We start from the raw sequence: 14,200 nt of genomic DNA, 5'->3' as shown, positions 1-14,200 counted from the left end.
TAGTCACCCAAAACATCATGCGGTTTTGATACCGCTTTAGCAGCTGGCGAGCGCACCGAAGTACGCTCGCCAGTTTGCCGTTACAGCCGGCGGTCGCGAACGACCGCCAAAACTTTTAACCCAGCTGCATGCCGTGGGACAGACCCGGCGGCGGCCAGTTTTCGAGCTTCATACCGAGCGCGAGACCACGACCACCCAGCACGTCCTTGATTTCGGTCAGGGACTTCTTGCCGAGGTTCGGCGTCTTGAGCAGTTCGACTTCCGTCTTCTGCACCAGGTCGCCGATGTAGTAGATGCTCTCGGCCTTCAGGCAGTTAGCCGAACGCACGGTGAGCTCCAGATCGTCGATCGGACGCAGCAGCAGCGGATCGAAACCGCCCTTCTCCGCCTTGTCGGTGGCACTCTCGCGGCGCGAGAAGTCACCGAACACCGACAGCTGGTCGTTGAGGATTTCAGCGGCCTTGCGAACCGCGTCTTCCGCACCGATGGTGCCGTTGGTTTCAATGTCGAGCACGAGCTTGTCGAGGTTGGTGCGCTGCTCAACGCGAGCGGCGTCAACTTCGTAGGCAACACGCAGAACCGGCGCGAACGACGCGTCGAGCTGCAGGCGGCCAATCGGACGAGCCTCGTCATCCGGATGCTGGCGCGAGCTGGCCGGCTGGTAGCCGACGCCGCGACGCACCTTCAAACGCATGTTGAGGGCAATGTCCTTGGTCAGGTGGCAGATCACATGCTCGGGGTTGATGATTTCCACCGAGTGGTCGACGGCGATATCGCCGGCGGTGACCACGCCCTTGCCCTTCTTGGACAAGGTCAGGGTGACTTCATCACCCGAATGCTGGCGAATCGCCACATCCTTGAGGTTGAGCAGGACTTCAATGACGTCCTCCTGCAGACCTTCAAGCGTGGTGTACTCGTGCAGCACGCCATCAATTTCCACCTCGACGATGGCAGAGCCAGGGATCGAGGAGAGCAGCACGCGGCGCAGCGCGTTGCCCAGGGTGTGGCCAAAACCACGCTCGAGCGGCTCGACCACCACCTTGGCGCGGTTGGCTCCGAGTTGCTCGACGCTGAGGCCGCGAGGGCGCAGCACGCTAGTTGACGAAACTGCCATGCAGGGCTCCGGTTGATTACTTCGAGTAGAGCTCGACGATCAGGCTCTCGTTGATGTCGGTCGGCAGATCGCCGCGGTCCGGCATCGACTTGAACGTACCTTCGAACTTCTTGCTGTCGACTTCGACCCACTGCGGACGCAGGTCCATGGTGTCGAACACGGTTGCCGCTTCCTGCACGCGCAGCTGAGTGCGCGCACGCTCGGTCAGTGCAACCGCGTCGCCCGGACGAACCTGGTACGACGGGATGTTCACCTTCTTGCCGTTGACCAGCACAGCCTTGTGGCTGACCAGCTGACGGGCCTGGGCGCGGGTGACCGCGAAACCCATGCGGTAAACGACGTTGTCGAGACGGCTTTCGAGCAGGCGCAGCAGGTTCTCGCCGGTGTTGCCCTTGAGGGTCGACGCCTTGGAGTAGTAGTTGCTGAACTGACGCTCGAGCACGCCGTAGATGCGCTTCACCTTCTGCTTTTCACGCAGCTGGTTGGCGTAATCGGACATGCGCATGCGCTTGTTGGCGCCATGCTGGCCGGGCTTGTTTTCCAGCTTGCACTTGGAGTCCAGCGCGCGCGCCGGGCTCTTCAGGCTGAGATCTGCACCCTCACGACGGGCGAGTTTGCAGGTAGCTCCACGATAACGGGCCATGGGTATGCTCCTTAGACTCGACGCTTCTTGGGGGGACGGCAGCCGTTATGCGGAATCGGCGTGACGTCGATGATGTTGAGCACCTTGTAGCCCAGCGCGTTCAGCGAACGCACGGCGGACTCACGACCCGGACCCGGGCCCTTGATGCGCACTTCCACGGTCTTCACACCGTAGTCGCCTGCAGCGCGGCCAGCCTTTTCGGCGGCAACCTGGGCAGCGAACGGGGTCGACTTACGCGAGCCGCGGAAACCCGCGCCGCCGGCAGTCGCCCACGACAGGGCGTTGCCCTGGCGATCGGTGATGGTGACGATGGTGTTGTTGAAGGAGGCCTGCACGTGGGCCACGGCATCCGTGACAACGCGCTTGATCTTCTTCTTGGTCTTGACAGGCTTAGCCATGTTCGGAATCCGTTACTTCTTGATGGCGCGACGCGGACCCTTACGGGTGCGTGCATTGGTACGCGTGCGCTGGCCGCGCACCGGCAGACCACGGCGGTGACGCAGACCGCGGTAGCAACCCAGATCCATCAGACGCTTGATGGCGATACCCACCTCGCGACGCAGATCGCCTTCAACGACGTACTTGCTGATTTCATGACGAATCTTCTCGACTTCGCCTTCACTCAGGGACTTGATCTGGGTGGTGGGAACCACGCCAGCGTCCGCGCAGACCTTCTTGGCCCGGCTGCGGCCGATCCCGTAAATGCTCTGCAGGCCAACCCAGACATGCTTCTGGACCGGCAAATTGACACCCGCGATGCGCGCCATGATGTACTTTCTCCGATGCGTTTCGTGCGCGGTAAACGCGCAATTCTAACCTTAAACAACCCATTAGGAAAGCCCTGCGGTACCTGGGGTACCGCCGCCCTCCGACTTAGACCAACTTCACACCACCCCAGCAGCCATCAGTTGCGGCGGAGGTTGGCCTTCTTCAGCAGGCTTTCGTACTGGTGACTGACCAAGTGCGCCTGCACCTGAGCAGTGAAATCCATCACCACGACCACGACGATGAGCAGAGAGGTGCCACCGAAGTAGAACGGGACGTGCCACGCTTTTTGCATAAACGATGGAACCAGGCAGACCAGCACCAGGTACAGCGCGCCGACACCGGTAAGACGGGTCATTACGTTGTCGATGTAGTCAGCCGTGGAGCGGCCCGGGCGGATGCCCGGAATCAAGGCGCCAGAGCGCTTGAGGTTATCCGCCGTCTCCTGGGAGTTGAACACGATCGCCGTATAGAAGAAGGCGAAAGTGATCACCAGCACCGCGAAGACGATGTCGTACAGGGGCTCGCCCGGGGTCAGCGCCTGGGTCAGCTCGGTGATCCAGCGCGACTGGTGGCCCTGGCCGAACCAGGTGGCCGCCGTGGCGGGGAACATCAGCAGACTGGACGCGAAGATCGGCGGAATCACACCCGCCATGTTGATCTTGAGCGGCAGGTGCGAGGTCTGGTTCATGTAGGCCCGCTGGCCGCCGGAGCGACGCGCGTAGTTCACGGTGATGCGACGCTGGGCGCGCTCCATGAACACCACGAACGCCGTCACCGCGAGGATCAGGCCGACCACCATGAGCATCCGGATCACGGAGAGCTCGCCGTTGTTGGCCATGGTCAGCGTGTGCGCAACCGCACCCGGCAGACCCGCCACGATACCGGCGAAGATCAGCAGCGAAATACCGTTGCCGATACCGCGTTCGGTGATCTGCTCACCCAGCCACATCAGGAACATCGTGCCGGCGGTAAGGCCGACGATCGACGCCATGATGAAACCCATGCCCGGCGTGTAGACCACCGGCGCACCGCCCGCTGCGACCTGCTTCTGCAGGGCCACCGCGATGCCGAACGCCTGGAAAGCCGCCAGACCAACCGTACCGAACCGGGTGTAGGTAGTCATCTTGCGACGACCCGCCTCACCTTCCTTGCGCAGCGCCTGCAGGCTCGGGATCACCGAACCCATCATCTGCACCACGATGGATGCGGAGATGTAGGGAACCACGCCGAGCGCGAACACCGAGAAACGTGCCAGCGAGCCACCCGAGAACATGTTGAACATGTTCATCAGGCCGCCGCCCTGCTCGATCAGGTTCGTCATGGCTTCCGGGTTGACGCCGGGAACCGGGATGAAGGAACCGAGACGGAAGACGATCAGCGCACCAATCACGAAGAAGATGCGCTGACGCAGTTCCGTCAGCTTGCCGAGCGATCCGAGCGATGTGCCCTGGGCTGACGCCACGTGATTACTCCACGCTGCCGCCGGCAGCTTCGATCGCTGCCTTGGCGCCGGCCGTAGCCAGCACGCCCGACAGCTTCACGGCGCGGCCGATTTCGCCCTTGAGGACAACCTTGACCTTCTTGGCATGGCTGTCGATCAAACCAGCCTGATGCAGGGCGATCGTATCGATCACGTCTGCCTTCAGGGTGGCCAGCTGATACAGGAACACTTCCTGGCTTTCTTTCTTCTTCAGCGAGCGGAAGCCAACCTTCGGCAGGCGACGCTGCAGCGGCATCTGACCGCCTTCGAAACCGTACTTGTGGGTGCCGCCCGCGCGAGCGTGCTGACCCTTGTGACCGCGACCGGCGGTCTTGCCCAGGCCCGAACCGATACCGCGACCCACGCGAAGGCGGGTCTTACGGGAGCCGGCGGCCGGCTTGATGTCGTTAAGACGCATGGTGATTACTCCTCAACCCGCACGAGGTAATAGACCGTGTTGATCAGGCCGCGAACCTGCGGGCTGTCCTTCAATTCACGGACGTCATTGAGCTTGCTCAGGCCGAGCGCCTTCACGCTCAGGCGATGGCGGCTCTGCACACCGCGCAGGCCCTTGACCAGGCGCACGCGCACGGTGGCGGCGGTTTCGTTGTTCTTAGCCATTGCCCAGCACCTCTTCCAGGGTCTTACCGCGCTTGGCAGCGATCTGCTTCGGCGAGGCAACGGCCTGCAGGCCCTTGATGGTCGCGCGGACCAGGTTGATCGGGTTACGCGAACCAACGGCCTTGGCGAGCACGTTCTTCACGCCGACCACTTCGAGCACAGCGCGCATGGCGCCGCCGGCGATCACGCCGGTACCTTCCGAAGCGGGCTGCATGAACACGCGGGCTGCGCCGTGGTTGGCCTTGATGGCGTACCACAGGGTGCCGTTGTTCAGGTCGATGCTCACCATCTGGCGGCGGGCGCGCTCCATGGCCTTGGAGATGGCGACCGGCACTTCACGCGCCTTGCCATAACCAAAACCCACGCGGCCTTCGCCGTCGCCGACCACGGTCAGCGCAGTGAAGCTCATCTGGCGGCCACCCTTGACGGTCTTGGCCACGCGGTTAACGGCAATCAGCTTCTCGAGCAGGCCGTCTGAATTTTCGCGATCGGTAGAAGACATGTTTTTTTCCATGTGCCCGGCAAACCGGGACTTTTACTTGCGGCTGAGCCGCTTGGAGTTGTGGGTACTTCTGTTGGCATCAAGTGCCGGCGAACCGGCACCCGATACCAAGCGGCCTTAGAACTTCAGGCCGGCTTCGCGGGCCGCATCGGCCAGCGCCTTGATGCGACCGTGGTAGCGGAAGCCCGAGCGATCGAACGCCACGGACTCGATACCAGCGGCCAGCGCACGCTCAGCCACGGCCTTGCCGACAGCGGCGGCAGCGGTGAGGTTCTTCGTGCCCTTCAGACCTTCAGCAACCGACTTCTGCACGGTGGAGGCAGCAGCCACCACGTTCGTGCCCGAAGCGTCGAACACCTGTGCGTACAGGTGCTGACCGGTGCGATGCACCGACAGGCGAGCCACACCGAGCTTGCGGATGTGGGAGCGAGTCGACTTGGCGCGACGCAGGCGGGATTCGTTCTTGTTCATCGTCATAGTTCCTAGAAGCGGATCGACAAGCAGCTTTAGCCCTTTTGAAGAGTGCAGCCATGGATGGCTGCCCTTTCGCGAGGGACCGCTTATGCCTTCTTGGCTTCCTTCAGGGTGATCTTCTCGCCGGAGTAGCGCACGCCCTTGCCCTTATAGGGTTCCGGCGGACGGAAGCCACGGATCTTGGCGGCCACCTCGCCCACGCGCTGCTTGTCCGAACCCTTGATCAGGATTTCGGTCTGCGTCGGGGTTTCGATGGTGATGCCTTCGGGCGCTTCGAACACGACCGGATGCGAGAAGCCCAGGGCAATGTTCAGCGACTTGCCGGCCATCGAAGCACGGTAGCCCACGCCGACCAGCTCGAGCTTGCGCTCGTAACCGTCGGACACGCCCTTGACCATGTTGGCCAGCAGCGCGCGCAGGGTGCCACCGAACTTGTCGTCCGCGCCTTCGGCGAGAACGATGTTGGCCACGCCATTGTCGATATTGATCGAGGCGCCCGGCAGGTGATGGATCGCCAGGGTGCCCTTCGGGCCCTTGACGGAAATGCCGTTGGCGTCGGACTTGACTTCAACGCCCTTGGGCAGGTTGATCGGTTGTTTGGCTACGCGGGACATCGTCGGCTCCTTATGCGACCTGGCCGATGACTTCGCCGCCCAGACCCTTCGAACGGGCCTGCGCGTCGGTCAGCAGACCGGCGGAAGTCGAGATGATCGAGATACCCAGGCCACCGAGGACCTTCGGCAGCTCGTCCTTGCCGCGATAGACGCGGAGACCGGAACGGCTGACACGGGCGATGGTTTCGATAGCCGGACGGCCTTCGAAATACTTGAGCTTGATCTCGAGCACCGGCTTGCCTTCCACGGAGGAGGCCTTGGCGTCGAGGATATAGCCCTCATTCTTGAGAAGGTTGGCGATGGCCACCTTCAGCTTCGACGACGGCATGTTTACGGTCTGCTTGCCCGTGAGCTGGGCATTGCGGATGCGCGTAAACAGATCGGCGATGGGATCAGTCATGCTCATGAAAACATCCTTCAGAGTGCACCGATATCCGAAAAACCGGAAATCAATTCAATTGTGAGCCGGCACAGTGCCGACCTGCGGAACGCAGACCGACGACTATAACAGCTTTTTCCGACTTTGCGAACATCAGCGCATAAATCGCGCCAACGGCGGCAGGCAGGCGCCCACCGCCGCATCGAACGCCAACGGGCCGAAACCCGTCAACGCCCTGTTTGGGGTCTTACCAGCTGGCCTTGCGCAGGCCAGGCACGTCACCACGCATGGTGGCTTCGCGCAGCTTGTTGCGGCCCAAGCCGAACTTCTGATACACGGCGCGCGGACGGCCGGTCAGAGCACAGCGGGTGCGCTGGCGAGACGGGCTCGCGTCGCGCGGCAGCTTCTGCAGCTTGGTCTGGGCTTCCATCTTCTCGTCATACGAGGCGTTGGGGCTCAGCACGATCGCCTTCAGTTCGGCGCGCTTGGCGGCGTACTTCTTGACGAGCTTGGTCCGCTTGATATCGCGGTTGACCATCGAGGTCTTTGCCATAGATAGATATCTCTCGCGTGTATCAGTTGCGGAACGGGAAGCTGAAGGCTTCCAGCAGCGCTTTGGCTTCGTCGTCCGACTTGGCGGTGGTGGTGATGGAGATATCCATGCCACGCATCGCGTCGACGGCGTCGAAGTCGATTTCCGGGAAGATGATCTGCTCTTTGACGCCGAAGTTGTAGTTACCGCGGCCGTCAAAAGCGCGACCCGACACACCACGGAAGTCGCGCGTACGCGGCAGCGAGATGTTGATCAGGCGATCGAGGAATTCCCACATCTGCGCGCGGCGCAGGGTGACCTTGCAGCCGATCGGCCAACCGTCGCGGATCTTGAACGAGGCAACCGACACGCGGGCCTTGGTCTGGATCGGCTTCTGGCCGGCGATCTTGGCCATGTCGGCCACGGCGTTTTCGAGCACTTTCTTGTTGCCCGCCGCTTCGCCCACGCCCATGTTCAGCGTGATCTTGGTGATGCGGGGAACCTGCATCACGTTCTGGTAACCAAAACGCTCGGTGAGCTTCTGGATGACCTGGTCTTTGTAAAACGTTTCGAGACGCGTCGTCATAGTTAATTCCTTACGCGTCCACGACTTCGCCGGAGGACTTGAACACGCGCACCTTACGCCCATCAGAGAGCGTCTTGGCGCCAACGCGTTCACCCTTGCCCGTGGCGGAGTTGAACAGCTGGACGTTGGAGAGGTGGATCGAAGCCTCACGCTCGACGATGCCACCGGCCTGGTTGGCCTGCGGATTCGGCTTGGTGTGACGCTTGACCAGGTTCACGTTGGAGACGAACACGCGGTCGCCATCAACGCGCAGCACGTCGCCGCGCTGACCCTTGTTTTTGCCGGTGATCACGAGGACCTGATCACCCTTGCGGATACGGTTCATGGTCTAGTCTCCGCTCAGAGCACTTCGGGCGCGAGGGAGACGATCTTCATGAACTTCTCGCTGCGCAGCTCGCGAGTGACCGGCCCGAAGATACGGGTGCCAATCGGCTCGAGCTTGTTGTTGAGGAGGACCGCTGCGTTGCCGTCGAAACGGATCAGCGAGCCATCGGGACGGCGCACACCCTTGGCGGTACGAACCACCACGGCGTTGTACACCTCGCCCTTCTTCACCTTGCCGCGGGGAATGGCATCTTTCACGGTGACCTTGATAACGTCACCGATCGCGGCGTAACGGCGCTTGGAGCCGCCGAGCACCTTGATGCACATCAGTTCGCGAGCACCGCTGTTATCGGCCGCGGATAGCGTGCTTTGCATCTGGATCATGTCTGCACCCTCCCTTAGACGTTAGCGCGCGTGATGATTTCGACCACGCGGTGATGCTTGGTCTTGGACAAGGGACGGCATTCTGCAATGCGGACCAGGTCGCCCTCGTTCGCGCCCAGGTCGTCCTGTGCGTGAAGCTTGGTCGAACGACGGATGATCTTGCCGATCAGCGGATGCTGTTCCTGGCGCTCGATCAGGACCGTCACGGTCTTGTCCATCTTGTTACTAATGACGCGGCCCTCGAGGGTGCGCGTCTGCTTTTGGTTGTCGCTCATATCAGCCGTCCCTTACTTCTTGCCGCCGAGCACGAACTTCGTGCGGGCGATGTCGCGCCGAACGCGGCGCAGCTGGTGCGGCTGGTTGAGCTGGCCGGTGCCTTTCTGCATGCGCAGATTGAACTGCTCCTTGCGGAGGTCCAGCAGATGCTTGTTCAGCTCGTCGGCCGACTTGGTGGTCAAATCTTTGATGGCCATATCACATCACCGCCCGGGTCACGAATTGGGTCTGGACCGAGAGCTTGGCGGCGGCCAGGCGGAACGCCTCGCGTGCCGTCGCCTCGTCGATACCCTCGATTTCATAGAGCATGCGGCCCGGCTGGATCGGAGCGACCCAGTATTCAACGCCACCCTTACCGGCACCCATTCGAACTTCGATGGGCTTCTTGGTGATGGGCTTATCCGGGTACACACGGATCCACAGCTTGCCGCCGCGCTTCACAAAACGGGTGATGCAACGACGACCGGCTTCGATCTGACGAGCGGTCAGGGCGCCAAAAGTGGTTGCCTTCAGACCGAACTCGCCAAAGCTGACGAGGTTCGAGGAGAAAGCCAGACCATCGTTACGGCCCTTGAACTGCTTACGGTATTTGGTTCGCTTAGGTTGCAGCATGGCAACTCTCCTTACTTCGCCGTCCGCTCGCGACGGCCTTCACCGCCCTCGCGACGCCCTTCACGACGACCCTCACCACCCTCACGGCGCGGCTGGGACTGCTCTTCCTTCGACTCCTGGCCGGCTGCTGCAAGGTCGAAGATTTCGCCCTTGTAGATCCACACCTTGATGCCGATGACGCCGTAGGTCGTATGAGCCTCGGCGGTGCCGTAGTCGATGTCGGCGCGCAGCGTATGCAGCGGCACGCGACCTTCGCGGCTCCATTCGGAACGAGCAATCTCAGCGCCGTTCAAACGGCCAGAGACATTGATCTTGATACCCAGTGCGCCCAGGCGCATCGCGTTGCCAACCGAGCGCTTCATGGCGCGGCGGAACATGATGCGACGCTCCAGCTGCTGCGCGATCGACTCGGCAACCAGCTGTGCGTCCAGCTCAGGCTTACGGACTTCACTGACGTTGATGTGCGCCGGAACGCCCATCAGGTCACTGACTTCCTTGCGCAGCTTCTCGATATCCTCGCCCTTCTTGCCGATCACCACGCCCGGACGGGCGGTGTGAATCGTCACGCGTGCGGTCTTGGCCGGACGCTCGATGAGGATCTTGGAGATGCCGGCCTGGGCCAGCTTCTTGCGCAGCATCTCGCGGACCTTGAGGTCGGCAGCGAGGTACTGGGCGTATTCGCCCTTGTTGGCGTACCACTTCGAGTTCCAGTCCTTGGCAATGCCGAGGCGGATACCGGTGGGATGAACTTTATGACCCATCGTCTACGTCCTCTTTAGTTGCCAACGACCACAGTGATGTGGCTCGTGCGCTTCAGGATGCGGGAACCGCGGCCCTTGGCGCGGGCGTACATGCGCTTCATCGCCGGACCTTCGTCGACGAAGATGCGTGCGACCTTCAGGTCGTCGACGTCGGCGCCGAGATTGTTCTCGGCGTTGGCGACAGCCGACAACAGCACCTTGCGAACAAGGGCTGCGGCCTTCTTGTTGGTGAACTGGAGCACGTCGCTGGCTCGGCCCACGGGCAAGCCGCGGACCAGGTCAGCCACCAGGCGTGCCTTCTGCGCCGAAATGCGGGCGCTGCGCAGGATCGCTTTGGCTTCAGTGCTCATCACTTACCCTTCTTGTCGCCGCCATGGCCCTTGAACGTGCGGGTCGTCGCGAACTCGCCGAGCTTGTGCCCGACCATGTTCTCGTTGACCAGCACAGGGACATGCTGACGGCCGTTGTGGATGGCGATGGTCAGGCCGACCATTTCCGGCAGGATCATCGAGCGACGCGACCAGGTCTTGATCGGACGCTTGTTATTGGCGGAAACGGCGGCTTCCACCTTCTTTACGAGGTGCAGGTCGACAAACGGACCTTTCTTTAGAGAGCGCGGCATGATCGTTTCCTATTACTTGCGACGACGCACGATGAACTGCTGGGTGCGCTTGTTCGAGCGCGTCTTGTAGCCCTTGGCCGGCGTACCCCACGGAGAAACCGGGTGACGACCGCCAGAGGTCTTGCCCTCACCACCGCCGTGCGGATGGTCGACCGGGTTCATCACCACACCGCGAACGGTGGGACGAATACCCAACCAGCGCTTGGCGCCGGCCTTGCCGAGCTTCTTCAGGCTGTGCTCGCCGTTGCCCACTTCACCGATGGTGGCGCGGCAATCGACCGGCACGCGGCGCATTTCGCCAGAGCGAAGACGCAGCGTGGCGTAACCCGATTCGCGAGCAACCAGCTGGACCGAAGCACCGGCGGAACGCGCAATCTGCGCACCCTTGCCCGGACGCATCTCGATGCAGTGGATGGTCGAACCGACCGGGATGGCGCGCAGCGGCAGGCTGTTGCCGGCCTTGATCGGAGCATCGCTGCCCGACACCAGGCGATCGCCTGCCTGCACGCCCTTCGGCGCGATGATGTAACGACGCTCGCCGTCGGCATAGCACAGCAGTGCGATATGCGCGGTGCGGTTCGGATCGTATTCAATGCGCTCGACCTTGGCAGCAATGCCTTCCTTGTCGCGCTTGAAGTCGATGATGCGGTACCGCTGCTTGTGACCACCACCCTGGTGGCGAACAGTGATACGACCGTAGTTATTGCGACCGCCGTTCTTGGTCTTCGCTTCGGTCAACGCCGCGTACGGCGCGCCCTTGTGAAGGCCCTCGGTGCGAACGCTGACTGCGTCGCGACGACCGGGGGAGGTCGGCTTGTGAGTGATCAGTGCCATCTCAATTCAACTCCTGGCTCAGGCTTTGGCCGACACGTCGATGGTCTGGCCATCGGCGAGGCGGACATAGGCCTTACGCTTGCCCTGGCGATTGCCAGTGCGGAAACGGAAGGACTTGACCTTGCCCTTGGCATTGACGAGGTTCACCTGCTCGACCTTGACGTCGAACATCTGTTCCACCGCTGCGCGGACATCGGCCTTGGTTGCTTCGGGAGCAACCACGAATACGTACTGGTTCTTCTCGGCCAGGCGTGCAGCCTTTTCCGAGATGTGCGGCGCACGCAGCGTATTCAGAATGCGTTCGTTGCTCATGCCAGCCACTCCTCGATCTTCTTCACCGCATCGACGGTCATGACGATGTGGTCCGAACCGACCAGGCTGACCGGGTTCAGGGCCAGCACGTCCACGACGTGGATGTACGGGATGTTGCGCGCGGCCAGGAAGGTGGCTTCGTTGGCGTCTTCCGACACCAGCAGCACACGACCCGAGACCTGCAGCTCAGCCAGCTTGGCAACCATCGCCTTGGTCTTGGGGGTGTCGATGCCGAAGCTCTCGACCACCTTCAGACGATCCTGACGGATCAGCTCGGCGAGGATCGAACGGATGGCAACGCGGTACGACTTGCGGTTGACCTTCTGCTCGTAGCTGCGCGGCTTGGCAGCGAACGTGCGGCCACCACCGACAAAGATCGGTGCACGGTAGTCACCGTGACGGGCGCCGCCGCCCTTCTGCTTCTTGAACTTCTTGGTGGTGCCGGACATCTCGCCGCGCGACAGCTGCGACTGGGTACCGGCACGGCCGCCCGCCTGATAGGCGATGACGACCTGGTGGATCAGGGCCTGCTTGAGCTCACCGCCGAACACTTCGTCCGACACGTTGAGCGGCTTGGCGCCAATAACATTGAGTTCCATGGCGTCTCTCCTCAGCCCTTGGTCGTCGGACGGATGACGACGTCGCCACCGGTAGCACCCGGCACCGCGCCCTTCACCGCGATCAGATGACGCTCGGCGTCGACCTTGACCACTTCGAGGCCCTGCTGCGTGCGGTTGACCGCACCCATGTGGCCCGACATCTTCTTGCCCGGGAACACGCGACCCGGGGTCTGACGCTGACCGATAGAACCCGGCGCACGATGCGACAGCGAGTTACCGTGGGTCGCGTCACCCATGGTGAAGTTCCAACGCTTGATGGTGCCCTGGAAGCCCTTGCCCTTCGACACGCCGGCAACGTCAACGATCTGACCTGCCTGGAACACGTCGTCGGCCTTGATCTCGGCGCCCACGCTGTACTTGCCGAGGTCGTCGGCAGACACGCGGAACTCCCAAAGACCACGACCCGGCTCAACCTTGGCCTTCGCGTAGTGACCCTTCAGCGGCTGCGTCAGCAGGCTGGCGCGCTTGACGCCGGCTGCGACCTGCACAGCGCTGTAACCATCATTTTCTTCCGTCTTCAGCTGCGTGACGCGATTCGGGGTGGCCTCAATGAGGGTCACCGGAATCGAACGGCCATCTTCAGTGAAGAGTCGGCTCATGCCGCACTTGCGGCCAACTAGTCCGATACTCATCTTCGTATCCTGTCTCTCGCTCAACCAAGCTTGATCTGAACGTCCACGCCAGCGGCGAGGTCCAGCTTCATGAGCGCGTCCACGGTTTTGTCGTTGGGGTCGACGATGTCAAGCACGCGCTTGTGGGTACGGGTTTCGTACTGGTCGCGGGCATCTTTGTCGACGTGCGGCGACACCAGAATGGTGTAACGCTCGATCTTGGTCGGGAGCGGAATCGGGCCGAGCACCGTTGCGCCAGTGCGCTTGGCAGTCTCGACGATCTCGCTGGCCGAGCGATCGATCAGACGGTGATCGTACGCCTTGAGCCGAATGCGAATCTTTTGGTTCGCCATAAACCGTGTCCTGTTATCGAAAGAACAATTCTTGTGATTCGAGTGAGCTTCTCGCCCACCCGCACAACCCTTTACTGCATACAACCAGTCGTTCTTGGAAGGCTAAACGCCACACCTCAAATCGACCTTAAAAGACTAGGCAGGCCCAAAATGGGCCCGCCTAGACGGAAAAGTATAAAACGCGCGAAATGGCCAGGTCAACAAAGCGTCATGCTTCGTCGTCCGAGCCCTCTCTTGCGTATTGGCCATCCAGGCCAGCGAACTCGAAGCACTTCCCGTGCCTCATTTCGCTGTAAGGTCGCCCGAACCAAGGTCCGGCGACAGGCAAGACGGCGACTATAGCTGACTATTGGGTGGAAGAAAAGGGCTAAGCGGTTCTTTTTGCGTGGAATGCTGTTTTTTTGTTCGTCATCCCGGCGCAGGCCGGGATCCAGCACCTCAGTTTCTGGTTATCGCCATGAGGCGACAATCGAGTCTTTCGCTGCTGGATCCCGGCCTGCGCCGGGATGACGAGCTAGATTGACGCACAGCATCCGTCCGAGCCATAAAAAAAGCCGGCCCTGAGGCCGGCTTTTTTCCAGGTCGCCACCCGAAGGCGGCATCCCGAGGGGTATTACTTGATGACCTTGGCCACCACGCCGGCGCCGACGGTGCGGCCGCCTTCGCGGATGGCGAAACGCAGGCCTTCGTCCATCGCGATCGGGTGGATCAGGCTGACCACCATCTTCACGTTGTCACCCGGCATCACCATTTCCACGCCTTCCGGCAGCTGGCAGGC

Annotated in this window: 27 protein-coding genes; all 27 read right to left on the bottom strand. The window is 61.7% G+C overall.

The window, feature by feature from the left end; all coding sequences use genetic code 11:
* Positions 1 to 115: 115 nt before the first annotated feature.
* Positions 116 to 1,114: a DNA-directed RNA polymerase subunit alpha gene (locus AC1DMY_RS16350; RefSeq protein ID WP_441605438.1), complete on the bottom strand. Its 999-nt coding sequence runs from the start codon at positions 1,112 to 1,114 to the stop codon at positions 116 to 118.
* A 16-nt stretch (positions 1,115 to 1,130) separates the two neighbouring features.
* Positions 1,131 to 1,757 carry a 30S ribosomal protein S4 gene (rpsD, locus tag AC1DMY_RS16345; protein ID WP_046972894.1) on the bottom strand — a complete coding sequence of 209 codons (627 nt, stop codon included), beginning with the start codon at positions 1,755 to 1,757 and terminating at the stop codon, positions 1,131 to 1,133.
* 11 nt (positions 1,758 to 1,768) lie between these two features.
* Positions 1,769 to 2,155: a 30S ribosomal protein S11 gene (gene rpsK / locus AC1DMY_RS16340; RefSeq protein WP_007513384.1), complete on the bottom strand. Its 387-nt coding sequence runs from the start codon at positions 2,153 to 2,155 to the stop codon at positions 1,769 to 1,771.
* Positions 2,156 to 2,167: 12 nt separating this feature from the next.
* Entirely contained in the window at positions 2,168 to 2,524 is a 357-nt protein-coding gene (gene rpsM, locus AC1DMY_RS16335) for a 30S ribosomal protein S13 (protein WP_046972895.1), read from the bottom strand.
* A gap of 137 nt (positions 2,525 to 2,661) precedes the next feature.
* Positions 2,662 to 3,987: a preprotein translocase subunit SecY gene (gene secY, locus AC1DMY_RS16330; protein WP_477165952.1), complete on the bottom strand. Its 1,326-nt coding sequence runs from the start codon at positions 3,985 to 3,987 to the stop codon at positions 2,662 to 2,664.
* A gap of 4 nt (positions 3,988 to 3,991) precedes the next feature.
* Entirely contained in the window at positions 3,992 to 4,429 is a 438-nt protein-coding gene (gene rplO, locus AC1DMY_RS16325; protein ID WP_199045596.1) for a 50S ribosomal protein L15, read from the bottom strand.
* A complete protein-coding gene (gene rpmD, locus AC1DMY_RS16320; protein WP_046972898.1) occupies positions 4,429 to 4,626 on the bottom strand; it encodes a 50S ribosomal protein L30 in 198 nt (65 codons plus the stop codon). The genes rplO and rpmD overlap by 1 nt, the downstream gene beginning before the upstream one ends.
* Entirely contained in the window at positions 4,619 to 5,128 is a 510-nt protein-coding gene (rpsE, locus tag AC1DMY_RS16315; protein WP_046972899.1) for a 30S ribosomal protein S5, read from the bottom strand. Before rpsE ends, rpmD begins: the two co-directional genes overlap by 8 nt.
* Before the next feature lie 117 nt (positions 5,129 to 5,245).
* A complete protein-coding gene (gene rplR, locus AC1DMY_RS16310; RefSeq protein ID WP_441605436.1) occupies positions 5,246 to 5,605 on the bottom strand; it encodes a 50S ribosomal protein L18 in 360 nt (119 codons plus the stop codon).
* A gap of 83 nt (positions 5,606 to 5,688) precedes the next feature.
* On the bottom strand, positions 5,689 to 6,216 hold the full coding sequence (rplF, locus tag AC1DMY_RS16305) for a 50S ribosomal protein L6 (RefSeq protein ID WP_441605435.1): 528 nt from the start codon (positions 6,214 to 6,216) through the stop codon (positions 5,689 to 5,691).
* 10 nt (positions 6,217 to 6,226) lie between these two features.
* A complete protein-coding gene (gene rpsH / locus AC1DMY_RS16300; RefSeq protein WP_441605434.1) occupies positions 6,227 to 6,622 on the bottom strand; it encodes a 30S ribosomal protein S8 in 396 nt (131 codons plus the stop codon).
* A 220-nt stretch (positions 6,623 to 6,842) separates the two neighbouring features.
* Positions 6,843 to 7,148 (bottom strand): 30S ribosomal protein S14, encoded by a 306-nt coding sequence (gene rpsN, locus AC1DMY_RS16295; RefSeq protein ID WP_441605433.1) that lies wholly within the window; start codon positions 7,146 to 7,148, stop codon positions 6,843 to 6,845.
* Positions 7,149 to 7,170: 22 nt separating this feature from the next.
* On the bottom strand, positions 7,171 to 7,713 hold the full coding sequence (rplE, locus tag AC1DMY_RS16290) for a 50S ribosomal protein L5 (RefSeq protein WP_121881664.1): 543 nt from the start codon (positions 7,711 to 7,713) through the stop codon (positions 7,171 to 7,173).
* A 10-nt stretch (positions 7,714 to 7,723) separates the two neighbouring features.
* Entirely contained in the window at positions 7,724 to 8,038 is a 315-nt protein-coding gene (rplX, locus tag AC1DMY_RS16285; protein ID WP_441605431.1) for a 50S ribosomal protein L24, read from the bottom strand.
* 14 nt (positions 8,039 to 8,052) lie between these two features.
* Complete coding sequence (gene rplN, locus AC1DMY_RS16280; RefSeq protein WP_038620422.1) at positions 8,053 to 8,421, bottom strand: 50S ribosomal protein L14; 369 nt, start codon at positions 8,419 to 8,421, stop codon at positions 8,053 to 8,055.
* 14 nt (positions 8,422 to 8,435) lie between these two features.
* Positions 8,436 to 8,696, bottom strand: a complete 261-nt coding sequence (gene rpsQ / locus AC1DMY_RS16275; protein ID WP_038620426.1) for a 30S ribosomal protein S17 — start codon at positions 8,694 to 8,696, stop codon at positions 8,436 to 8,438.
* A gap of 12 nt (positions 8,697 to 8,708) precedes the next feature.
* On the bottom strand, positions 8,709 to 8,894 hold the full coding sequence (rpmC, locus tag AC1DMY_RS16270; RefSeq protein WP_046972906.1) for a 50S ribosomal protein L29: 186 nt from the start codon (positions 8,892 to 8,894) through the stop codon (positions 8,709 to 8,711).
* A 1-nt stretch (position 8,895) separates the two neighbouring features.
* Positions 8,896 to 9,309 (bottom strand): 50S ribosomal protein L16, encoded by a 414-nt coding sequence (gene rplP, locus AC1DMY_RS16265; protein ID WP_019464892.1) that lies wholly within the window; start codon positions 9,307 to 9,309, stop codon positions 8,896 to 8,898.
* 11 nt (positions 9,310 to 9,320) lie between these two features.
* Positions 9,321 to 10,070, bottom strand: a complete 750-nt coding sequence (gene rpsC, locus AC1DMY_RS16260) for a 30S ribosomal protein S3 (RefSeq protein ID WP_121881668.1) — start codon at positions 10,068 to 10,070, stop codon at positions 9,321 to 9,323.
* Between the two features lie 14 nt (positions 10,071 to 10,084).
* Complete coding sequence (gene rplV / locus AC1DMY_RS16255; protein WP_477165951.1) at positions 10,085 to 10,420, bottom strand: 50S ribosomal protein L22; 336 nt, start codon at positions 10,418 to 10,420, stop codon at positions 10,085 to 10,087.
* Complete coding sequence (gene rpsS / locus AC1DMY_RS16250; RefSeq protein ID WP_046972909.1) at positions 10,420 to 10,692, bottom strand: 30S ribosomal protein S19; 273 nt, start codon at positions 10,690 to 10,692, stop codon at positions 10,420 to 10,422. Before rpsS ends, rplV begins: the two co-directional genes overlap by 1 nt.
* A gap of 12 nt (positions 10,693 to 10,704) precedes the next feature.
* Complete coding sequence (gene rplB, locus AC1DMY_RS16245) at positions 10,705 to 11,526, bottom strand: 50S ribosomal protein L2 (protein WP_046972910.1); 822 nt, start codon at positions 11,524 to 11,526, stop codon at positions 10,705 to 10,707.
* 18 nt (positions 11,527 to 11,544) lie between these two features.
* Positions 11,545 to 11,838: a 50S ribosomal protein L23 gene (gene rplW / locus AC1DMY_RS16240; RefSeq protein WP_046972911.1), complete on the bottom strand. Its 294-nt coding sequence runs from the start codon at positions 11,836 to 11,838 to the stop codon at positions 11,545 to 11,547.
* A complete protein-coding gene (gene rplD, locus AC1DMY_RS16235) occupies positions 11,835 to 12,437 on the bottom strand; it encodes a 50S ribosomal protein L4 (protein WP_204634037.1) in 603 nt (200 codons plus the stop codon). The genes rplW and rplD overlap by 4 nt, the downstream gene beginning before the upstream one ends.
* 11 nt (positions 12,438 to 12,448) lie before the next feature.
* The gene (rplC, locus tag AC1DMY_RS16230) at positions 12,449 to 13,090 is read right to left on the bottom strand and encodes a 50S ribosomal protein L3 (RefSeq protein ID WP_046972913.1); all 642 of its coding nucleotides are present in this window, start codon (positions 13,088 to 13,090) and stop codon (positions 12,449 to 12,451) included.
* A gap of 20 nt (positions 13,091 to 13,110) precedes the next feature.
* On the bottom strand, positions 13,111 to 13,422 hold the full coding sequence (gene rpsJ, locus AC1DMY_RS16225; RefSeq protein ID WP_017461875.1) for a 30S ribosomal protein S10: 312 nt from the start codon (positions 13,420 to 13,422) through the stop codon (positions 13,111 to 13,113).
* Positions 13,423 to 14,035: 613 nt separating this feature from the next.
* A partial coding sequence (locus AC1DMY_RS16220; protein WP_477166124.1) for an EF-Tu C-terminal domain-related protein occupies positions 14,036 to 14,200 on the bottom strand: 165 nt, incomplete at its 5' end.

The sequence above is a fragment of the Dyella sp. 01L423 genome (assembly GCF_056399945.1).
This window is presented reverse-complemented; position numbering and strand designations above follow the sequence as displayed.